Origin of the sequence: Pseudalkalibacillus sp. JSM 102089 (assembly GCF_041366475.1) — a bacterium.
In the GTDB taxonomy this organism is placed as follows: domain Bacteria; phylum Bacillota; class Bacilli; order Bacillales; family Guptibacillaceae; genus Guptibacillus; species Guptibacillus hwajinpoensis_B.
The window spans coordinates 70,608-91,144 of record NZ_JBEWYW010000005.1; the positions used below are offsets into that span (position 1 = coordinate 70,608).

At 38.9% G+C, this 20,537-nt stretch carries 25 protein-coding genes and 1 pseudogene; 18 read left to right on the plus strand and 8 right to left on the minus strand.

The window, feature by feature from the left end; all coding sequences use genetic code 11:
* Positions 1 to 293: 293 nt before the first annotated feature.
* Together ABVF21_RS12800 and ABVF21_RS12805 are read left to right on the plus strand one after the other, a co-directional pair.
* Positions 294 to 854 (plus strand): methyltransferase family protein, encoded by a 561-nt coding sequence (locus ABVF21_RS12800; protein WP_371018319.1) that lies wholly within the window; start codon positions 294 to 296, stop codon positions 852 to 854.
* 180 nt (positions 855 to 1,034) lie between these two features.
* Positions 1,035 to 2,327, plus strand: a complete 1,293-nt coding sequence (locus tag ABVF21_RS12805; protein ID WP_371018320.1) for a DUF2254 domain-containing protein — start codon at positions 1,035 to 1,037, stop codon at positions 2,325 to 2,327.
* 33 nt (positions 2,328 to 2,360) lie between these two features.
* Here ABVF21_RS12805 and ABVF21_RS12810 read toward each other — a convergent pair whose 3' ends face one another.
* Both ABVF21_RS12810 and ABVF21_RS12815 read right to left on the minus strand, forming a co-directional pair.
* The gene (locus ABVF21_RS12810) at positions 2,361 to 2,966 is read right to left on the minus strand and encodes a hypothetical protein (RefSeq protein WP_371018321.1); all 606 of its coding nucleotides are present in this window, start codon (positions 2,964 to 2,966) and stop codon (positions 2,361 to 2,363) included.
* Between the two features lie 11 nt (positions 2,967 to 2,977).
* Positions 2,978 to 3,508 (minus strand): sigma-70 family RNA polymerase sigma factor, encoded by a 531-nt coding sequence (locus ABVF21_RS12815; protein ID WP_303535370.1) that lies wholly within the window; start codon positions 3,506 to 3,508, stop codon positions 2,978 to 2,980.
* Between the two features lie 285 nt (positions 3,509 to 3,793).
* Between ABVF21_RS12815 and ABVF21_RS12820 the strand changes: the two genes are divergently transcribed.
* The 4 genes from ABVF21_RS12820 (at position 3,794) to ABVF21_RS12835 (ending at position 6,693) form a co-directional block, all read left to right on the plus strand.
* Positions 3,794 to 4,984 (plus strand): DUF418 domain-containing protein, encoded by a 1,191-nt coding sequence (locus ABVF21_RS12820; RefSeq protein ID WP_371018322.1) that lies wholly within the window; start codon positions 3,794 to 3,796, stop codon positions 4,982 to 4,984.
* Complete coding sequence (locus ABVF21_RS12825) at positions 4,971 to 5,525, plus strand: HD domain-containing protein (RefSeq protein ID WP_303535368.1); 555 nt, start codon at positions 4,971 to 4,973, stop codon at positions 5,523 to 5,525. Before ABVF21_RS12820 ends, ABVF21_RS12825 begins: the two co-directional genes overlap by 14 nt.
* Before the next feature lie 89 nt (positions 5,526 to 5,614).
* Positions 5,615 to 6,055 carry a DUF948 domain-containing protein gene (locus ABVF21_RS12830; RefSeq protein ID WP_303535367.1) on the plus strand — a complete coding sequence of 147 codons (441 nt, stop codon included), beginning with the start codon at positions 5,615 to 5,617 and terminating at the stop codon, positions 6,053 to 6,055.
* Between the two features lie 2 nt (positions 6,056 to 6,057).
* A complete protein-coding gene (locus tag ABVF21_RS12835; protein WP_371018323.1) occupies positions 6,058 to 6,693 on the plus strand; it encodes a YtxH domain-containing protein in 636 nt (211 codons plus the stop codon).
* Positions 6,694 to 6,800: 107 nt separating this feature from the next.
* Here the strand turns inward: ABVF21_RS12835 and ABVF21_RS12840 are convergent, their stop codons facing one another.
* Positions 6,801 to 6,929: a hypothetical protein gene (locus ABVF21_RS12840; RefSeq protein ID WP_255622845.1), complete on the minus strand. Its 129-nt coding sequence runs from the start codon at positions 6,927 to 6,929 to the stop codon at positions 6,801 to 6,803.
* A gap of 284 nt (positions 6,930 to 7,213) precedes the next feature.
* Between ABVF21_RS12840 and ABVF21_RS12845 the strand changes: the two genes are divergently transcribed.
* Together ABVF21_RS12845 and ABVF21_RS12850 are read left to right on the plus strand one after the other, a co-directional pair.
* Complete coding sequence (locus ABVF21_RS12845) at positions 7,214 to 7,600, plus strand: response regulator (protein ID WP_194219160.1); 387 nt, start codon at positions 7,214 to 7,216, stop codon at positions 7,598 to 7,600.
* Between the two features lie 111 nt (positions 7,601 to 7,711).
* The gene (locus ABVF21_RS12850) at positions 7,712 to 8,503 is read left to right on the plus strand and encodes a TIGR00266 family protein (protein WP_194219161.1); all 792 of its coding nucleotides are present in this window, start codon (positions 7,712 to 7,714) and stop codon (positions 8,501 to 8,503) included.
* Positions 8,504 to 8,565: 62 nt separating this feature from the next.
* On the opposite strand, the gene ABVF21_RS12855 is transcribed toward ABVF21_RS12850, so the two are convergent.
* Positions 8,566 to 9,696, minus strand: a complete 1,131-nt coding sequence (locus ABVF21_RS12855) for a DEAD/DEAH box helicase (protein WP_303535365.1) — start codon at positions 9,694 to 9,696, stop codon at positions 8,566 to 8,568.
* A 297-nt stretch (positions 9,697 to 9,993) separates the two neighbouring features.
* Here ABVF21_RS12855 and ABVF21_RS12860 point away from each other — a divergent pair, with 297 nt between their 5' ends.
* Positions 9,994 to 10,242, plus strand: coding sequence for a hypothetical protein (locus tag ABVF21_RS12860; RefSeq protein ID WP_226614886.1), 249 nt, complete (start codon positions 9,994 to 9,996; stop codon positions 10,240 to 10,242).
* Between the two features lie 377 nt (positions 10,243 to 10,619).
* Here ABVF21_RS12860 and ABVF21_RS12865 read toward each other — a convergent pair whose 3' ends face one another.
* The gene (locus ABVF21_RS12865) at positions 10,620 to 11,075 is read right to left on the minus strand and encodes a divergent PAP2 family protein (protein WP_303535363.1); all 456 of its coding nucleotides are present in this window, start codon (positions 11,073 to 11,075) and stop codon (positions 10,620 to 10,622) included.
* 94 nt (positions 11,076 to 11,169) lie between these two features.
* Here ABVF21_RS12865 and ABVF21_RS12870 point away from each other — a divergent pair, with 94 nt between their 5' ends.
* The 4 genes and pseudogenes from ABVF21_RS12870 to ABVF21_RS12885 all read left to right on the plus strand — a co-directional run bounded on the left by ABVF21_RS12870 (position 11,170) and on the right by ABVF21_RS12885 (position 12,812).
* Complete coding sequence (locus ABVF21_RS12870; protein WP_194219165.1) at positions 11,170 to 11,358, plus strand: hypothetical protein; 189 nt, start codon at positions 11,170 to 11,172, stop codon at positions 11,356 to 11,358.
* A gap of 126 nt (positions 11,359 to 11,484) precedes the next feature.
* Positions 11,485 to 12,021: pseudogene (locus tag ABVF21_RS12875) on the plus strand (peptidoglycan recognition protein family protein); the annotation flags it as partial.
* Between the two features lie 21 nt (positions 12,022 to 12,042).
* The gene (locus ABVF21_RS12880; RefSeq protein ID WP_303535432.1) at positions 12,043 to 12,498 is read left to right on the plus strand and encodes a peptidoglycan-binding domain-containing protein; all 456 of its coding nucleotides are present in this window, start codon (positions 12,043 to 12,045) and stop codon (positions 12,496 to 12,498) included.
* Complete coding sequence (locus tag ABVF21_RS12885; RefSeq protein ID WP_303535361.1) at positions 12,480 to 12,812, plus strand: SDR family NAD(P)-dependent oxidoreductase; 333 nt, start codon at positions 12,480 to 12,482, stop codon at positions 12,810 to 12,812. The genes ABVF21_RS12880 and ABVF21_RS12885 overlap by 19 nt, the downstream gene beginning before the upstream one ends.
* A 51-nt stretch (positions 12,813 to 12,863) precedes the next feature.
* On the opposite strand, the gene ABVF21_RS12890 is transcribed toward ABVF21_RS12885, so the two are convergent.
* Positions 12,864 to 14,000 carry a CapA family protein gene (locus tag ABVF21_RS12890; RefSeq protein WP_303535360.1) on the minus strand — a complete coding sequence of 379 codons (1,137 nt, stop codon included), beginning with the start codon at positions 13,998 to 14,000 and terminating at the stop codon, positions 12,864 to 12,866.
* 126 nt (positions 14,001 to 14,126) lie between these two features.
* Complete coding sequence (locus ABVF21_RS12895; protein WP_303535359.1) at positions 14,127 to 14,675, minus strand: NTP transferase domain-containing protein; 549 nt, start codon at positions 14,673 to 14,675, stop codon at positions 14,127 to 14,129.
* Between the two features lie 177 nt (positions 14,676 to 14,852).
* Between ABVF21_RS12895 and ABVF21_RS12900 the strand changes: the two genes are divergently transcribed.
* From ABVF21_RS12900 to proC, 5 genes are all read left to right on the plus strand, one after another.
* A complete protein-coding gene (locus ABVF21_RS12900; RefSeq protein ID WP_303535358.1) occupies positions 14,853 to 15,578 on the plus strand; it encodes a Crp/Fnr family transcriptional regulator in 726 nt (241 codons plus the stop codon).
* A 187-nt stretch (positions 15,579 to 15,765) separates the two neighbouring features.
* The gene (locus ABVF21_RS12905) at positions 15,766 to 15,924 is read left to right on the plus strand and encodes a cytochrome c oxidase subunit 2A (RefSeq protein ID WP_303535357.1); all 159 of its coding nucleotides are present in this window, start codon (positions 15,766 to 15,768) and stop codon (positions 15,922 to 15,924) included.
* A gap of 15 nt (positions 15,925 to 15,939) precedes the next feature.
* Positions 15,940 to 16,413: a cytochrome c oxidase subunit II gene (locus tag ABVF21_RS12910; RefSeq protein ID WP_303535356.1), complete on the plus strand. Its 474-nt coding sequence runs from the start codon at positions 15,940 to 15,942 to the stop codon at positions 16,411 to 16,413.
* A complete protein-coding gene (locus ABVF21_RS12915; RefSeq protein ID WP_303535355.1) occupies positions 16,410 to 18,053 on the plus strand; it encodes a b(o/a)3-type cytochrome-c oxidase subunit 1 in 1,644 nt (547 codons plus the stop codon). Before ABVF21_RS12910 ends, ABVF21_RS12915 begins: the two co-directional genes overlap by 4 nt.
* Before the next feature lie 81 nt (positions 18,054 to 18,134).
* On the plus strand, positions 18,135 to 18,929 hold the full coding sequence (gene proC, locus ABVF21_RS12920; RefSeq protein ID WP_283153827.1) for a pyrroline-5-carboxylate reductase: 795 nt from the start codon (positions 18,135 to 18,137) through the stop codon (positions 18,927 to 18,929).
* A gap of 41 nt (positions 18,930 to 18,970) precedes the next feature.
* On the opposite strand, the gene ABVF21_RS12925 is transcribed toward proC, so the two are convergent.
* On the minus strand, positions 18,971 to 20,473 hold the full coding sequence (locus ABVF21_RS12925) for a hypothetical protein (protein WP_303535354.1): 1,503 nt from the start codon (positions 20,471 to 20,473) through the stop codon (positions 18,971 to 18,973).
* Between the last annotated feature and the right edge of the window lie 64 nt (positions 20,474 to 20,537).

A 20,537-nucleotide genomic window follows, 5' to 3' on the forward strand; every position in this document is an offset into this window, starting at 1 on the left:
AATAACTAAGAATATGGACGATGTTTGCTCTAAACTCGTTTAACATACGCTTAGAAGATGAGAGGCTTGCTCACCACTCCATATAAGAAGTGAAAAACATGAATTGTTTACAATAATATCCATTTTATTCGCGAAGTTGTATAAGTATAGTGGAGAACTTTTGCTTAATGTAAGGGTTTTCATTTGTGGGATTGTATAAAGTGACTGTTTTATACAAAGCCCCTATCTATGTCAGACAGTAAGGATTGAAGTCTGGTATACTGCTGATTAAGGTATAATAAAGGGGGAGCGCCATGAGTGTAATTGATGTATTATTCATTCTGCTTTCGGTTTTATGGGTGAGTGAATTTATCATGAAACGAGGAAAGAAAAACACAGAAACCTCTTCTTCTGAGAAGCGGTCCTTTGTTTTTATTTTGTTAGCGATCTCTGGTGTGATTATAGGAACGCTCTATGTTAGTGGGGTTGGTCTATTCACATTTCAAAACAACATATTTAATCAAGTTTTTGGGCTCTTTCTTTATGGAAGTGGGATTGTATTAAGATATTGGGGTATTCAAGAACTAGGACGCTTTTTTTCTAGAAACGTAGTGGTAGAAAGCAAAGTAGATCTTGTTAGTTCTGGTCCCTATCGTTTATTACGCCATCCACTATATACTGGACTTCTATTGATCATGATAGGATTTCCATTATACATAGGCACGTGGGGCGGCATTTTACTATCCATTCTACTCATTGTCCCGGCTCTCTTATACCGTATCCGGATTGAAGAAAGAATGCTCTATATGTCAGTTGGGGAAACTTATCACGAATGGGGGAAAGATAGATATAGGATTCTACCGTTCATTTATTAAAAGTTATGTTCATGGTTTGCGTTCATTTTGCCACCATTCGGATCATCAGAAGAGCATGAGGTATATTACAAAGCACGGCTACTCACATGGGATATTAATCCATCATTAAATATTGGGATTAGCTCAAATGAATGAGGGAACAAGAAAGAGATGACACAATAGTGAAAGAGGATTTTGCACATGAATTTTTCTAAGACATCGATTAATTTACGCAACAGCTTCTGGTTCCTTCCAGTCGTATATGGCATCATATCTATCGTAGTTGTCGCTCTTAGTACTTGGATTGACATTATGTACATTTCGCAACTGGATGGAACAATTCCAAAACTATTTCTAGCTACCGAGAAAATCGCTCAGGCACTATATGCACCGTTAATTACGGCTATATTAACGATGACAACCATTTCATTTTCATCTATTATGGTTGTGCTGACAACCTATTCTTCACAGTTCTCACCGAGGGTGTTACAAGATTTTATTTCTGACCGCTTTACACAGCACGTGCTAGGTGTTTTTGTGGCAGGATTTATCTTTGCCCTTGTGAACATGCTTCTATTAACTGGTAAGGAAGGTCGAATTATCTTATCACCTCTCTTAACAGTGATCCTTGCGATTGCGTGTTTATTGTTCTTTGTATTGTTTATTCATCATTCGGCTACTTTCGTTCAGGTCAACAATCTGATTGAAAAAATCACGCGCAGATCGCTATACCTTGTAGAAAGTAAAAATGAATTACATGAAGGCGAAACTTTTGAAAAGTGGGATAGATGGGAAGAAGAAGAGCTAAAAGAAGAGGCTGGTATACCGATATACAGTAAGAAAATGGGCTACATTCAGCGAATACCTTACGCTAAACTAGTTAACTTGGCTACTAAATATGAAAGTGTACTAAGACTAGATGCAGATGTAGGAAACTATGTACAAAACGGGTCTAGGATTGCCACGATTTGGGCCAAAGATGCTTCTTCGGTTTCATCAAGTGACATATTAAATATCATTGCAATTGGAACAGAGAGAATAAATGACCAAGACTTAGAATTTTCAATTCAAAAACTAGTTGATATTGCTCTTAGGGCTATTTCTCCCTCTGTTAATGATCCTCACACAGCTGTGAACTGCACGAATCGAATTGGTACAATTCTCGCCAAAATTGGCCATACGTATGAACCTAAGGAAGCGTTTTTTGATGAGAAGAGAAATTTACGTGTATTAACTACGCCTAAGCCTTTCTTTCAATATCTTTATAAGGCCTTTTATCAGATTAGACACTACGGTAAAGACGATGTATCCATGTTAAATGGTATACTGGATGCACTTATTTTAACCGCGGATGGTCAACGCAAAGAAATTAAAGCAGATGTTCAGAGATTCCATCAATACTTACTAACAAGTATTGATCTCGATGAACTTCCTGATCTTGATCGGGAGTTTCTATTAAATACTTCCCGAGTATTAGATGACACATGCAAATAGTTAATAAAGGCTCCCGTTTCAAAACGGGAGCCTTTAATTTTGCCGCTCAACATGGGCGAGTGTTTCGTCAGGTAGTTTAAATTGTTCAAGGACACTACTTTCTTGATTGCGAATTACAAAGTTTAATGGAAGACCGGTTTCTGGTTCAATCCAGATACTGAAAGTCATCTTGTCAAAATATCCTTCTGTGATTTTACCTTGAACAAGAACAGTGGAATGAGTTCCATAGGTAGCGCTATGATTGGTGATCTTCCAGTTACGCTGATTTTCTAAGTACGAATGGGCAATAGAGCGAACTTTTTCCTGATCCTTCTGTATATCAATCATTTCTGTAGAGGCAAGGACATTTTCATATAACATTTCTTTTGTAAGAGAATGTTCACTAACGCTAACAGAACTATTCTTAGGTAAAAGGCCAACTTCAGATGCTGCAAATAGTCCAGTGCTAACTACTAGGAAAAGAAGAGTAAGGTAAGTTAGTGCAATAGGAAAAAAGTTTTGTAGAGATTTTATCAGATTGAATCTAGAAATGGTTGTATCCTTAATTCTTCTTCGAATATGATCTTTATGAGTATGATCGAAGGTGACAGCTTTTGTATCGATCATTCGCGAACGAAGGTCTTTCAATCGTTTGTCCATTGTCACCCTCCTTAGTACATTTCTTTAAGTAGCATCCTGGCACGCCGTAATCTTGTTTTAACCGAGTTTTCTTTAATTGATAACAAATCACTGATTTCTTGAACCTTTAAATCCTCAAAGTAATGAAGAAAAATGACTTCTCGATATTTGGCTGGAAGTTTAAGAACATTTGTAGTAAGTTCTTTATTTTCTTCTGACCCAATTAAGGCCATGTCAGGTTCAGAGCTGCTATGTTTAAATGTATTTAATAAGGATTGAGCAAACACAATATTTCGATAAGACCAGCTTTTGAGTACGTCTTTACATTTATTCGCAGTTATAGTTAATACCCAGGATTTGAGTGAGGCTTCCATATTAAAAGTATCTAATTTTGTATAGCAAGCAATAAAGACTTCTTGTGCAACATCTTCCGCTTTTTCTTTGTCTTTTAAATAACTGAAAGCAAGCCAAACAACACTTTCACCGTATTCATCCATTATCATTTCAAGGACCGCTTCCTTATTGGTAAGGTCAAGATATTCTGTTGGTTCTTTGTTCCCCAAGGTTGCGCCTTCCTCCTTCGGCCCTTCAAACAAAAGACGATCTGCATGCGCGAAGGGTTTCATATAGTAATGTTTCCATAATTTGTGTGTGTGTTTATTATAGAATAGTTTGATGTAAACTGGGTAGATTTTCCTTGAAATATATTCAAAATGTCTTATTTGAGAATAGAAATTCATGCTGGTCATCCTTCTAATATCTGATAAGAAGAGTCAAAAGAAGGAGAACGCTGTGATGATGTGGAACGATTTCTGAAAGGAAAAGAACTCAAGTAAAGGATGAATGAAATGAAGAATGCAGCCCTAAATCCTACAAGTACAAGTGATCGAATTAAATCTATTGATGCCATGCGTGGTTTTGCTTTGCTTGGTATTTTTTTTGTTAACATGGTCGATTTTCATTCTCCATGGATGTACGTTGATAAAATAAACTACTGGGGTGATCAATGGAATCAGCTTGTCATGAACCTTATTGATTTTTTTGCACAAGGCAGTTTCTACCCGTTATTTTCTTTCTTGTTTGGGTATGGTTTTATTATTCTACAAAATCGAGTAACATCACGTGGCTCTAGATTTCTTCCTATAATGCTAAGACGCTTGCTATTCCTATTTATCATTGGAATCTTTCATTTTGTTGCCATTTGGCATGGAGATATTCTATTTACGTATAGTCTATGTGGCTTGTTGCTACTCTTCTTTATTCGAATGGAAGGGAAACGACTATTGCAAATAGGTCTGGGATTATGGTTGTTTTATGCCGTCATATTCTTTCTCTTGTTGCTACCGTTTAATATGGCTGACTTAACATCGCATGACTCGGAAGCGATAAGAAATTCGATTTTGGTGTATGGTTCGGGAAGCTATATTGAGATTTTAAATGAACGAGTTAGTGATTGGTATTACGTAAATGGAGGAGTAAGTGGCGTTTTTCTTCTATTTTCTATTTTTCCTTATTTTTTAATAGGGGCAGCTTTTGCGAAAGAAGGATGGTTCAATGGGAATCGCATTCAGTTATTATTAGTGAAAAAGTTACTCGTTATCGGCTCACTAGGATTCTTGGTGAAGTTAACGCCTTTTGTTTTTGAATCTTACGCCTTTACGCATCTTCAGGATAGTCTCGGTGGACCACTTGTTTCACTCTTTTATATGGCGGCAATCTCCCTAATTTATTATTCAGGAAGAAGTCTTAAACCGCTTGAATGGGTAGGGAAAATGGCTCTTACGAATTATTTAATGCAATCTATTGTTAGTACGCTTATTTTCTACAATTATGGATTAGGTTTTTATGGAGAAACAGAAGTAAGCACGGGGGTTCTTATATTAATTTGTATTTTTCTTATACAAATCGGCTTCAGTAGAGTCTGGCTATCTAAATTTAAGTATGGACCAATCGAATGGATTTGGAGAATGGTGACTTATCAAAGGCGATTCCCGTTAAAACGTGATCAGAAAGAAGGAATTGTATATGAAAATCATTGAGAAAGCAGTCGAAATAGCAGCATTGGCTCATGATGGCCAATATAGGAAAGTATCAACACTCCCTTATCTTTCCCACCCAATAACAGTTGGATTCTATTTAATGGAATCAGGAGCTTGTGAAGAAACGATTGCAGCAGGAATTCTTCACGATGTGATAGAGGATACGTCAATGACGTATGAAATGTTGAATGAAGAGTTTGGTCAAGTTGTGGCGAATTTAGTAGCGGCGTGTTCTGAAACTGATAAGCAATTAGAATGGGAAAAAAGAAAGGAACATACGATTGAAAAGATGAAGAAAGCGCCATTTTCAGTAAAACAAATCACTTGTGCTGATAAACTTCACAACTTAACGACAATCAAACAAGATTATGATCAAGTAGGAGAACAAATTTGGCAGAGGTTTAACCGTGGTCGAGAAAAGCAAAAGTGGTATTATGAGTCGATTTACAATAGTTTACTAGAAGGCCTCTCACCTCAAGAGGCTCAATTTCCTTTATTTAGTAGGCTGAAAACAACTATTGAAGAAGTGTTTTTAGTATAAAGTTATTTTACGGCTCGTTAATTTTATGATTATATTTCCTGCTCTAGGGTATTGGTAATTATATTCAAATAGAAGTAGGAGGCATCGTAATGGAAATTATTCTTTATGTAGCGGTAGCTATTATCGCAATCGTGTTCGCAGTATTAAGCGTATTTTTAATTAAAGTGTTGAAATCTACTGAAAAAACTCTTTCTAACACAGCAGAAATGATCGATTCTTTACAAGGGCAGATCAATGGATTATCGAAAGAAACCACAATGATGTTGCATAAAACAAATGTACTTGCTGATGAAGTTCAATCAAAGGTCGGTCAATTCTCACCAGTGTTTGAGTCAGTTAAAGAAACAGGAGATTCTCTTCAAAATTTATCACGCTCTTTTTCTAAGCTAAGCCACTCTGTTGAAAAAGGTGTTGAGTCGAAGCAGGGAAAAGCTGCAGAGGCGGCGAATTGGGGAAGTACTGCTCTGGCAATGTGGGAAAAGTATCGATTTAAGAAATCAAACATTCAATCTGTTAAGGAGGAAGGATAACGATGAAAGATTCAAAATCAAACCATGAGGTGAAGGTTGAACGCGAGCCAGCACCAGAAGGATATTCATCCTCAACTAGAGAAGTGATTCGTATTGATCGAACAGATCCAGTGAAGTCAGAAAGTCAGTTTAAAGGTCCGGCAATAGCTGCCATAGCAGGTAGTATGGTAGGAGCAGCAGCTGGTGTTCTGCTTGCACCAAAGGCTGGAAAAGAGCTTAGAAATGATATTAGTGATAGTGTGACAAAGGCAAAAGATAAAAGTGTAGAAGTATCAGGTAACATGAAAAATAAATCGAGCGCTTTTGCTCAATCCGTCAAAACTAAATCAAATGACATTGTGGACAAAGTGAAGAATCGCAAAGGTGAGAAAGAAACACCTGCTGCAGAGGAAGAAGCATTAGTAAGCGGTTATTCAATCAAGCGAGCAGCAGAGTTAGACGAGTCGGAAGTTCCAATGTCTACAGTCGTTAATCGCGATATCGAAAAGATAATCGTCGAAACAGAAGGTACTGAAACGTTTGATGATGTGATTGAACGTGATGTAGAAAGAACTCTTGAAAGAGATCCAGACAATCCCGAAACGTTAGACGAAGCAGCTGAAATGGAACTGAAGAGAACTTATCGCAAGCGTAAATAAAATAAATAATGAACAACCGCCAAACGGCGGTTGTTTCATTGATGTAGAAAAGCAGATAGGCGCATATGCGCCTATCTGCTTTTCTAGCTTTATAGTTAAATTATGGTCTATGAGGGATGGATTGAATTCACTTTTGTAGCTTCTCTTACAACATTTCTTGCTTCTGATGCCTCTCGATGATCTTTCATAGCTTTGTTCTCAATTTCTTTAATCGTCTGGATTGTAGGACCAGTCATGGTTAGATATACCCTCCTCAATTTGTTCTAGTAAACTCTTCCCCTGTCTCATAAAATAAAACGAAAAATCAGTAAAAAGTTGTAAAATGGTAAAAAAGAACGTCTGTCTTCTATAATGCGCTTACATTTCTTGATAATGAACGTTTGATAGGGCGAAAATGTGCGAGATTTGTAATCTCGTGACTAGTTTCGACGAAGTTATTTTCAATCGGCTTTAGATGATGCACAATAATGATAGGAAGTCACATGATCTGAGACTATATCGCAAAAAAGGTGGGCATACGATGAAGAAGATATTAATTGTGGACGACCAGTATGGCATTCGAGTGTTATTGGGTGAACTATTTAAGAAAGAAGGGTATCAAACACTTCAAGCTGCGAACGGTTTGACGGCAATTGAGCTTTTTAAGCAGGAATGTCCTGATCTCGTAATCCTCGATTTGAAAATGCCCGGTATGGATGGATTAGAAGTCTTTAAAGCGTTAAAGAAGTTTGATGAAAAAGTTCAGGTTATTTTTATGACTGCATATGGTGAATTACAGCTCGTGCAAGAATTTATGAAACTAGGAGCAATTACTCATTTTGCTAAACCATTTGATATAGAAGAAGTTTGCCGAACAGTAAAACGCGTATCCCCGCTGGATGAAAAAGAAATGGCCCGTACAAAGTAAAGAGTGAAAAGCCTGTCTCCCTGTGGAGCAGGTTTTTTACTGTAAGGAATTCGAAACCTTTCATTATGTTAGAACGTATAGCTATCACTATAATAAAAGGGAGAGCTGTGAATGAACAACCACGAAATAGATTTTAAACTATATGGGGATGATATGCAGTTTGTAGAAGTTGAACTTGATCCAGGGGAAACCGTTATTGCTGAAGCAGGGAGCCTTATGATGATGGAAGATCATATTGAAATGGAGACTATTTTTGGCGATGGAAGTGGTCAACAAAGCGGGATAATGGGGAAATTATTTAGTGCAGGTAAGCGGGTTTTAACTGGCGAGAGTTTGTTTATGACAGCTTTTACAAATGAAGGAAAAGAGAAGAAGCATGTATCTTTTGCTTCACCTTATCCTGGGAAAATTATCCCCATGGATTTAAGTGAATGGGATAAGAAGATTATTTGTCAAAAGGATGCTTTTCTAGCTGCAGCAAAAGGCGTATCAGTAGGTATCGAGCTTCAGAAGAAATTAGGCACTGGTTTCTTTGGAGGAGAAGGGTTCATCATGCAGAAGCTAGAGGGAGATGGTATGGCTTTTGTCCATGCTGGAGGAACGATCCACAAAAAGGAGCTTCAAATGGGGGAAACGCTTCGTCTTGATACGGGTTGTTTAGTGGCGATGACTGGAGAGGTGGATTACAATATCGAGTTTGTTAAAGGAGTAAAGACAGCTTTATTTGGAGGAGAAGGGCTGTTTTTTGTAACGCTTAAAGGGCCTGGAACCGTATGGGTGCAGTCACTTCCGTTTAGTCGTCTTGCAAGCAGAGTATTTGCAGCTATGCCTCAAACGCCAGGTGGAAGTAAGGGCGAGGGAAGCATGGCACGAGGTCTTTTCGATATGTTTAATGGGGATTAATAGAACCAAAAAGCGGTCTTTCATCGATAATTATCGATGAAAGACCGCTTTTTGTATTTTACTTAATGACGCTTACGAGATTTAGTAGTAGATGGTCTTGGCACGTTCTTTCTAGTGAGTTCAAGATCTAGCTTTTGGGTAATTTTCTCAAGATACTTTTCTTCACCAGGGAGCAATAGCGTGACAACTGAACCCTCTTTCCCCATGCGTCCTGTTCGTCCTGAGCGATGCAGGTATGTTCTTGCATCTTCAGATAAATCATAGTGGAAAACATGAGTAATATTATCGATGTCTAGTCCTCTTGCAGCAAGGTCAGTTGTTATAAGCAATTGGATTTGGTCATTACGGAAACGATTTAATACATTCTTTCTTTCCGTTTTATTTGTCGAACTATCTAATACATCGAATGAAATTTTCTTAGTTGCAAGAATGTCTTTCAATCGAGAGAGGTAGTTACTGTTGTTAACAAAGGCTAGCGCTTTTACACCGTCTTTACGAGCTAGCTTCCGCAGTAATTCTGGCTTCTCTCGTCGATTTGTCACATAGTAACTGTGGTCAATCGCTTTTTTGTCTTCTGCTGTAGCCTTGATGCTTAAGACGGATGGATTATCAGATAGTTTCTTTGCCTGCAATAGCACTTTATCACTGAGCGTGGCAGAGAAGAAAAGGAGCTGACAATCTCTAAGTGCAGATTGACAAATATAGGAGACATCTTCAAAGGTAGACGGATGTAGCACTTGATCAGCTTCATCGGCTACAAGGGTTCTTACTTCGTTCATTTTCAATTTCTTCATATCAATTAGCTCAGCAATCCTATTGGGTGTACCAACAATGAGCTGGGGGTGCTTCTTAAGTTTGTCTAACTGTCGTTTAATAGCAGCTCCCCCAATCATTGAAGCAGCTGTCATGTTACTGCCCTTTAGGAATTGTTGAGAAACTTCAAAAACCTGCATGGCGAGTTCTCGCGTAGGAGCAAGAATAATAGCCTGTGTATTTTTTTTATCTGGATCAAGCATTTGCATTATCGGTAAAAGATAAGCAAGTGTTTTTCCAGTGCCGGTTGGAGCTTCAACTAGTAAGTCTTCTCCGTTCAAAATCCGAGGGATGGCTTGTTCTTGAACCATTGAGAAATTACTAAAGCCGGCAGCTTGCCAGTTTTCAGAAAGAAAAGGGTGTTGATCAAACATTGTCATATCGTTACTCCTTTATTATCGTATATAGTTGGCCACAGGGGGCTTCTGTTAAATGTCGTATCAGTACTTTATGTCGTTAACACTATCATGATTGGTGCACTTTTGTAGTGTTTCATCTTATTTTAACATAGTAGCCGTAGTTCAATACTTTCTCTCTTTACCTAGCTCTATGGTTTTACCACAATAAACACCGGGGAATAAATAATGACCAGTGCAATATTTCACTATTGATCAGATTCCTTTCATGTTTTGTTGCTTATTTAGAGGGAATGATTAGGAGAGAAGGAGGTAATGAACGTGAACGGATATTTACTTAGAAAAATGTCAGTATACACATTACTAGCAGGTATTGTGGCCGCTATATTCATTGGTATTACCCTTGGAGAAAACTTACCAAATTATTCAACTATTGAAGAACCTTATCCAATGCGCTGGATTATTGCATTAGGTGCATTTGGTGTTAGTGGAATTATTTCATCCATCCTCTATACTGGAGGCGTGATTGCCGACATCATTGTTAGAAAAGATGAAGGCAACTCTCTATAAATTGATAAAGAGCGCATCGCTTAGATGCGCTCTTTCTACGTTTTATATAACGATCGTTATTTATTAACAGTAACTCCTTCATTGCCGCGGTAAACATACCATAGAGATCTGTTGATCTCTCAAACAACGAAAGCCCTACCTCTCTTCCATCCTTACGGCTCCGAAGCCGCGCCAGTGTGAGTGAGGAGGATCAACAGCAATTGTAGTATGGCCATTAACTTGATACAAGCCAATTAGAATCATGCTGTTCATACCTTTCCAGTTATGAATTTTAGTTCTCCTTATTTTAAAGGAGCTAGTTGTTAATATCGGGTTTTTGTTACCCCAACTACACATTATACACGCTTGAGAAGTATTGTCAACTTTTTATTTGTTAATTATTTCCTCGAGAAATAACCTATTAACCCAAGGCCAATCCCTAGCAAAGCACCACCGGCCACTTCAGCAGGCTGATGACCTAGAAGTTCATTGAGTTCAACATCTCGTCTCGCGTGAAATAAATCAGGATAGTGCCCCGATAATAGTTCGAAGTCTTCATCTAGGTCATTGACCAATCGAGCGATCTCGCCCGTATGTCGTCGAATACCCTGTGCATCATACATGACGATCACTCCAAATACGACAGCCAGTGCTGTTTCGACAGAGCTTTTTCCTGTTTTTAATGCTGTGTAAGTAGCTAAAGCAGAAACACCTGCAGAATGAGAACTTGGCATTCCTCCCGTTTGAAAGAAAGGGTGCCAATCCCAATGTCCCGATTTCGCTTTATGTGTTACTATTTTTAACCCTTGTGCTAGCAGGATCGCTGATAAAGCTGTATTCATTCCCTGATTCATTTTGTGTTCACCTCATCGTTATTCTGGCAAAAAAAGCACATGATTATGACGTCTATCGGAGAAATTATGTAAAAAGGGGAAAGGAGGACTTCATATGAACATAACGCGTAGAGAAGCAGAAATGATTCGAACAGCTCTATCAACGTTAATTGATGATAACAACAAAGAAACATATGCAGGGATATTAGAAAAATTGGTGCTCACTCCGACTCTTTATCAATTTAGTGATTGGGAAGGGTTTATGAATGATCGTCTAATTGATAACGAAGAATCAATAAATTAGTCAGGGCTACTCAGCACCTGACTAATTTTATTTGATAAGACACAAAGAAGCGAGCCAGATAAGATTTGTTTACATATGATGGATATTAGAGAGGAGGGGGGAAGAAAAGAAAGGGAGAGTGAAATAATGGCAAGTAATTCAAAATATACAATTACTAGAGACTATATCGATAAAGGCAAGTCCAGACCAAAAGAAAAAAATGATGGAATTAGCTTTATTGTCGCTCATGATACAGGTAATCCAGGTTCAACGGCATACGTAAATCGAGCCTATTTTGCTAAAAATATTATCTCAGCGTCTGCTCATACGTTTATTGATGATTCGATTATTCTTGAAATCATTCCATTAACTGAAAAAGCATGGCATGTACGTTATGTAACGGAAAAGGACAATCTTCTTTACAATGGAGATGCGAACGATAAGGCGATCGGTGTGGAACTTTGTTGGGGAGGAGGTATATCCTTTATAGAGGCCTATGACCGCTATGTTTGGTACCATGCTTATTTATGTGATAAATATAAACTCGATCCTGAATCAGATATAGTTGCCCACTCAACACTTGATCCAACACGTAGAACAGACCCTGAGAATGCATTAAATCGCTATGGAATTACATGGTCGACTTTTATTGAAGATGTAACAGGCGTTTGGAAAAACTTTAAAGAAATAAGTAGCCCTGGGAAGGTGAAATCTACTACTAGCACACTTATTGTTAGTGCAGGTGATCGTGGGAAAGAAGTTGAGAGAATTCAAGACCTTCTCATTCGTGTAGGAATGGACCTGCGTGAATTTGGGGCGGACGGTATTTTTGGAAGAGAAACACAGGAAGCAGTTGAGAAGTTTCAGCGATTAACAGGTCTAGTGGAAGATGGGATTGTTGGTCCCAAAACACTTGGTGCGTTGAAGCGAGCTCCAAAAGGTGGGTTCTCTATGAATGCTCCAGTAAGACCTTACCCTGGTCGATATGTGATGAATGGCGATCGTGGCAAAGATGTAGAAGCCGTTCAACGAGCGGTTAATGTGAACCCAGATGGTATCTTTGGACCCGCAACTGAAAAGGCTGTAAGGGCTTATCAGAAAAGAAAAGGATTATCAGTAGATGGGATTGTTGGTCCAGATACATGGAATATGCTTTTTTAAGTAACGCATTGAGAACCTCCATCGCAGCTCTTCCAGCTTACAATGCAACAGAGGCAGGTATCGTCTCACTATCGAAATCATTGGCAAGTCGTTATGCGAAGCGGAAAATACGTGTGAACGTTATTTCGCCAGGACCAATTGATACCCCTCTTGCTCGGAAGTTATATGGCACAGAGGATGGGTTTCAGAAAGCCTATAAACAACATCCTAGAGGGTCATTTGGAACGCCTCTTGAAATCGCAAAAGTGGTTTACTTTCTATCAAGTGAGGACGCAAGTTATATTAATGGTCATAATCTTGTTGTTGATGGTTGATATACCCTATCGTAGAAAAAAGCCCGTTATCGTTGACAACGGGCTTTTTTCTTATGGTTTTGGAACCTGTAAATCTGGCATCCACTGCTTCATATGAAGATTCATTTCATTTAATAAATCAGGTTTCACTTCACTTAGCAGGTGGACTTTATACTCATTATCTACATAAGTTGGTGTAAATGCTGGGGAAGTGATTGAGAGCATAGAGTTTCCTCGGAAATTCTTTTTGATGAATTGAACCTCAAGAATGCCTCCGATATCTTTGTAATCCCCTTTTTGACCTGACCAAAAATTACCTAGTGAATAGGCAACCAATACATTGCGTTTGTCCTTTGTTTCAATCCATTCTAACGGCTGGAGAACGTGGGGGTGATGACCTAAAATCAGGTTTGCTCCCGCTTCAGCTACATAAGAACTAAGTTCTAGCTGGTTATTGTTTGGATAGCGTTCATATTCATTTCCAAAGTGTAAGCTTACAACTACCCCATCCGCTACCTTTTTGGCTTTTTGAATATCTTGAGTTATGAGTTGTTTATCAATATAGTTCACGAGATAAGGTTTATTTCCAGGAGGGCGGAGGCCATTGGTTCCGTAAGTATAGGAGAGAAAAGCCAGCGTTATCCCATTATGTTCAATCGTTCTAATGATAGTGCGATCTTTTTTTGAAACATAACTTCCTGTATAAAGAACTTCGATTTTGTTCCAATGTTTAATCGCATTTTGGATGGCTTTTTCTCCTCGGTCTAAAGTATGGTTGTTCGCCATCGATACAATATCTACTCCGGAATTTTTAAGTGTGTCCCCAACTTCTGTTGGACTATTAAAAGAAGGATAAGATGAAAGGCCGATTGATGTCCCGCCGATGACGGTTTCTTGATTGGCGATCGTAATATCAGATTTCTTTAATTGGTTTTGAACATCTTCAAGCATTGGATTAAAGTTAAATCCATTGCCTACTACTGCCTTTTCATAAACTCGGTCGTGAATGAGTATATCTCCCACCGCCGAAAGCGTTAAGGAAGCATTCTTAATAGCTGTATTCTCCTCAGTTTGTTGAGAGATGTTCCGATAGGTCGTGAGCAGCTCAGACGGCTGCTGAGGTTCAGTTTCATTTTGTGTAGAAAGCACAACTATGAGACCAGCCACAATAAAGAAAAGTATTCCAACAATAACGGATGTTTTTTTCATTAAGTTCACCCATATCCATATGTATATGATTAATATGACATTAGTTTGCATCACCGTTATATTATCACCTTTTGATGAGAAAAGCATGTTCCTATCAAAAGGATAGACATGGTGAATTCACCATGTCTATTGGGGCGTATGATGTGATCGGATTTTATAGTCTGAATTAGAGCTCACTGAAACGGTCTGAATGTTTTCTAGAAAAGTAGACAGAGTGGTATCTTCTTGTTGAAGTAACTTCGTTAAGGTTGCTTTTGTACTTGTCCTATAGACGCCCTGTAGAGGTTTAAGTGTCCCATCCACAAATGGAATTGCGCCATCTACATGATAGCGCAATACGTTTTTAATTAGTTTACTTGTCATAGATGCTGAAATGGAAAGTGTGTCTACTTCAATAACCCACGCTATTTCTGTTCTAGCGAGAGATAGTCCGGCATGCAATCCTCCTATAGGTCCCCTATTTGGATAAAAGTCCGTAATGATGCGAATATTTGTTGGCACGTGTGGTAGTAACTCTCTAGGATTATTTGTAACGATAATGATCTCATCTGCAATTTGACTCATTTTTTTGATCTGACATAAGATCCTTAGCTCATTATGATGTAGTAGAAGGGATCTATGATGACCTTTTACATAATCATTAGGTCCTCCGGCTAAAATGATTCCTGTTAGCATGCTCATCACCTTCCAATTTTTTTGTTAACTTAAATGTAATATGGTTTAGGAAAATAAGGCTGTAAACAATGTCACATTTTTAAGAGAAAAATGATTAAGGTGTGATGTATATCACACTTAGAAGGGAGTGTAACTCTTATAATGATGTTAAGAGAAACATTATAGGAGGCGAAAATCATGAAAGTTACTTGTCCCATCTCCACTATGAATAAAGGGGGATACAATACACAGTCATTTTCAAAGGATAATTTTATTAAATTAGAGGAATTAATGTATGACCAGCAAGTTAAGCGTGGCGAAACGATTTATTGGGAAGGCAATGAATCGAATCATATATACTACTTGAAAAGCGGAGCAGTGAAACTTACGAAGAGTTCTGATGAGGGTAAAGATCTTGTACTTTATCATTTTCAAGCAGGAGATCTGTTTGGAGAATTCTATGATGATAGTCATGCGCAGAATAGCTTTAGTGCAGAAGCCATGACGGATTGTAGTCTAGGTATCATTCAGCAGAAAGATCTTGAAACAATTTTATGGCAAAATGGGGATCTTGCCATTGAATTTATGAAATGGATGGGCTATATGCAGCGTTTTACCCAAACAAAATTACGCGATTTGATGTTTTTTGGAAAGCATGGAGCACTCGCTTCAACTTTGATTAGAATCGCCAATACTTATGGGGTTGAAGAAGGACCAAGTATTCGTATGACTACGAAGTTTACAAATACGGAGCTTGCAGACTTGATTGGAGCAACTCGAGAAACGGTTAATCGAATGCTCAACCAGCTAAAGAAGGATGAGATTATAGCCTATGATGGGGGAGCAATCCTGATTGAAGATCTCGATAAATTGAAAGCCATTTGTCATTGCGAAGGCTGTCCAAAAAACATATGCAGGTTATAAGGCGTGAGAGTTCAGGGGGTTTAATCCTGGACTCTTTTTTTGACTTGATCGTGATGGCGTGCGGAGATTAGGGAAGAGGATATTGGCTAACTGGTGAATGTTCTCTCATTTAGTGAGTTTAGTCACAGATTAGGGATCTGTATTCTCATACAATAAACCTATAGTGAAGGATAAAGGGGGATGAGTGATGAGGGCTCTTGAGGAGAAGAAAGAAACAGCGAGAAAAGTTGTAATTAATAAGGGAGGACCAAACCTGAAAGGGACGATGGTCGCAGTAATGTTACTTGGTGGCTTTATTCTATTATCCTGGATTGGGGTTTACTGGCTATATATGATTCGTCTTTAGAAAGGGGGAAAAGAGATGCACATGCACAAATTAGAAAGGCTTTGGCTTATGATTGGAAGCGGGACACTTATTCTTTTTCTTTTAGTCATTGGTGTGAACGCTTTCGCAATGGGGCATACGCCACCGAGTGAAGACGATATTCTTGATCCAACAAAAGTAGATGTAACCGCGCCCTTTGATCAACCTGGTTTAAAGAAAATAGGTGAGAATGAATATGAAGCGGTTTTAGTTGCTCAAGCCTTCACTTTTCAATCAAATGATGAGCTGAAAATACCTGAAGGGGCTACCGTTCATTTTAAAGTTACTAGTAAAGACGTTGTTCATGGATTTCAAATCCCAAAGACGAATGTGAATATGATGATTACACCTGGGCACGTGAATACCATTACACATACATTTGATGAGGCAGGACAATTCCTGATTTTATGTAATGAATATTGCGGTGTAGGACATCAGGCAATGGGTGTACCTCTGGAGGTGACAAAATGAGTCATTCTATAGTAGATCGAAATGATGCAAAACTCAGTATGGCTCATTTGTTAATTGCCTTTGTAGCTGTTTTATTAGGTGGTATTGCAGGATTACTACAAACGTTAGTAAGAAGTGGAACAATTCAGTTACCAGCAGGAATAGGATATTATCAGCTTTTAACTGCACACGGGATCTTACTCGCACTTATTTTTACAACATATTTTATTATTGGGTTCTTTTATGCCGGCATGAGCAGAACAATGGGGAAGTTCTATGACCAACCATACCGTATGGCGTGGCTGGGATATATCATAATGACGATTGGAACGGTTCTTACAACTGTTATGGTTTTATTAAATGAGGGAACGGTTCTGTATACTTTCTATGCCCCGTTAAAAGCGTCTCCATGGTTTTATATTGGATTAACGTTGTTTATTATCGGAACATGGTTAGCGGGCGGTGCGATGTGTCATCAGTACTACATTTGGAAAAAAGTTTCTCATGAGAAGCTATCTCCATTATTTAGCTTCATGGCTGTGATGACGATGGTGCTGTGGTTTGTCGCTACGATTGGTGTTGCTGTTTCAGTTATCTTTCAGTTTATTCCCTGGTCATTCGGTTGGGTGGATGAAATAAATATTCTTCTAAGTCGTACGCTTTTCTGGTATTTTGGTCATCCGCTCGTTTATTTTTGGTTATTACCTGCCTACGTCTGTTGGTACGTTATTATACCCGAAATTATAGGTGGTAAAATTTTCAGTGATTCTTTAGCACGTTTGTCTTTCGTCCTTTTCTTGCTATTTTCGATACCGGTAGGATTTCATCATCAGTTACTCGAATCTGGCATTTCTCCTTTTTGGAAATTTCTACAGGTTGTGTTAACGTTTATGGTTATTGTTCCTTCACTCATGACGGCCTTCTCACTATTCGCTTCTTTTGAAATCGCTGGTCGTCGCAAAGGGGCAAAGGGCCTCTTTGGATGGTTCAGAGTCTTACCATGGAGAGATGCGCGGTTCTTTGCGCCCATGGTCGGAATGTTGATTTTCATTCCAGCTGGTGCTGGTGGGATCATTAATGCAAGTAACCAAATGAACCAGATTGTGCATAACACGCTTTGGGTAACTGGGCATTTCCACCTTACCGTTGCCTCAAGTGTGGCTCTTACTTTCTTTGGCATTGCTTACTGGCTAATTCCTCATCTTACTGGAAGAGTATTGACGGGGAAAATGCACAGCATTGCGAATTTCCAAACAATTTTATGGGCAATTGGCATGTTTTTTATGTCAGGAGCCATGCATACAGTGGGTTTACTTGGTGCACCGAGGAGAACAGCTTATACGACTTATCAGGATAATCCTGATGCATTAGGGTGGATTCCATATGAAGTGACGATGGCCGTTGGTGGATCAATCCTGTTTCTTGCCATATTGCTGTTAGTTTACATTATTGTGAACCTCACGTTTTTGGCACCAAAAGGAAAAGAAGATTTTCCGATTGGAGAAGTGGCAGAAGATGCAGAGAAAACGCCTGCTATTTTGGAAAACTGGCGACTATGGCTTAGCGTTGCGATAATACTCATACTTGTGGCTTATACAGTCCCAGTCGTTCATATGATTGAACATGCACCACCCGGGTCTCCTGGGTTTAAATTTTGGTAATCAAAGCGCCGGTTATAATCCGGCGTTTTTCTATTGTACATCAGTTTGGTATAGTTAAGTTGGAAAAGAGGAGGGGTATCATTGAAAAAGTCTAATATCTTGTTTATTGGTGCTGGGCGCATGGCTGAGGCTATTTTCTCAGGACTTAAACAGTCTGGAAATATGGGGACAATTACGGTAACGAATCAATCTGATCAGAAGAAATTGGATGATTTGAGAAAAACGTATGAGGTTGAAACAGGAGTATGGCAGGATGTCATTTCCGAGCATGATATTGTCATTCTAGCAATGCCCCCAGCAGCACATCCAACTGTTCTTAAAGAGCTAGCTGATCGAGTAACAAATCAATTTATCATTACAGTTGCTGCAGGCATTGGTCCTTCTATTTTAGAAGCATCACTTCCAGGACGTCCAACAGCCTGGATCATGCCGAATACAGCGGCTGATATCGGTGAGTCTATTTCATTATTCACGTGTGGAAATCACGTTACAGAGGATCATCGTGAAGCACTTCAGGTCATTCTGGATGCTATCGGAGAGTCTGAAGAGTTGTCTGAGAAGCAAATTCATGATCTTACTGCAATTACGGGAAGTGCCCCAGCATTTGTTTATCACTTAGCAGAGTCACTTGAAAAAACGGCTGCGTCTTATGGATTAACTGCTGATGTAGCTAGGAAGCTTGTTGTGCAAATGATCTATGGATCTGCTTCAATGCTTAAAGATGGGCGAGACGCAGGAGAATTGCGTGATCAAGTGACAACACCAGGTGGGGCTACTGCTGCAGGACTAGATGTTCTGAGGAAGGGAGATTTCAGTCAGCTTCTGCATGAGGCGATTCTCGCTGTAAACGACAAAGCGGCTGAACAGGCGAAATAAAAAGAGGATGCCCATTATAGCGGGCATCCTCTTTTTGATTATTATAAAATATAAGGTCCTAACAAAAAAATGAGAATTCCAAGATTTAATCCTAGCTGATAAGAAGTACGTTGAAGAATGGTCCATTCTTGGTCCTGTCCTATTCGACTGATGATGAAAGAGACAAGGAAGATAATCACTGGCCAGACGTATGGAGCTCCTTCAAACGTAAGATAGGTAGGGGCAAGGTTTTGAAAGGGGCCGTCAAGAATCGAAGGTAAGAAAATCATCTGGGACCCAACGCAAAGTAGGACAATTGTCCATTCTACCCAGCTCTTATCCTGCTCAACTGCAGTTGTATTTGCAAAATATAAGTACATTAAAGCAACTGCCGGTAGAATCAGAAAACCAAAGGAAAAAGCTAGCATTGCGAACATACCTACAATTGCTGTGAATGTATAATAAAGAGCGAATTTCAGATCATCTTTTGACGTTTCAATACTGCTCTCAATTACGGTTGAATCAGTAGATGCCCCATGTAAAACCAGGCCATTGTCTTCTTGGTCCATCCAAACTAGTGATTGATCTGTAATCGAAACAGGCCGTATTGAAAGTTCCTCACTTGTACTTCTTCTAGAAGCCAACCATTCTCCATCTTGGCGCGATGCTTCATAAATACTTATAACTGAACGCTTCGGAGATATTTCGCCCTCAGCACTAAACAACAGATGAGGTTTTCCATCTACTTTAGTTAATGAGAAATAGTTAGGCCTTGGGAAGCTATCTCCTGTTTCAACATTAGTGATTTTCAATAGGTTAACTGTAGCCTCTTCTCCACCAATACTTTCGCCGAAGTAAGTGTTAATCACTCTTGTTCCCTGTCTTGTTGCACTAACTGTATATGTAAACGTCACGGTTTCATCTACTTGGATCATCTGGAGATTGCTGTATAATTCTCCGGACGAGAGAGGGGTTTCGTGAATAATAACTGGTTCTTTGCCTGGATCAAGTGTTAAAAATTGATTTGTATCTTCTGATTGAACATAAAGAAATAACTGCCCATTTTCTGCAAAGGTTCCACCTTTTATGTATTGAGGTAACTCCGTTTCTGAATCAATTGTTCCTTCTGGAGAAATGGAGTAAACCGTGTGGCGTGACCAGGCTATAACCCCATCATTTGATGCATTTATACCTTCAATCTTATTCAGGATGGATTGCTCTTCTCCATTTCGAGCATAGATAATTTTATCCTTTTTTTTGTAAATGGCTTGTTTATCATCAACATAGAAAGAGTACCCTTCAGGAATAGCATACTCGAGATTTTCTGAGGATGTTTCAAGCTGTTCGTTAACGACGATTTTTCGCACAGGATCGCCGCTGAAATATAACGTACTTTTTTCTTCTTCATGTTCCACAAACATTTCACTATCCTCAGCCGCTACGTCTAAATCAATTGTTCTACTCCATTCTTCGTCGGGTTTTTCTTGAAGAATTGACAGCTGATGGAGAAAAATTAATAACAAAATAACGAGGCCAGTTAGTATGGGAAGCCCAAATTTTTTCATTCAATCACTCCTTATTCCTTACATACGTTTGAATTTTACACAAGTTTCAAAAAATTTACAATAG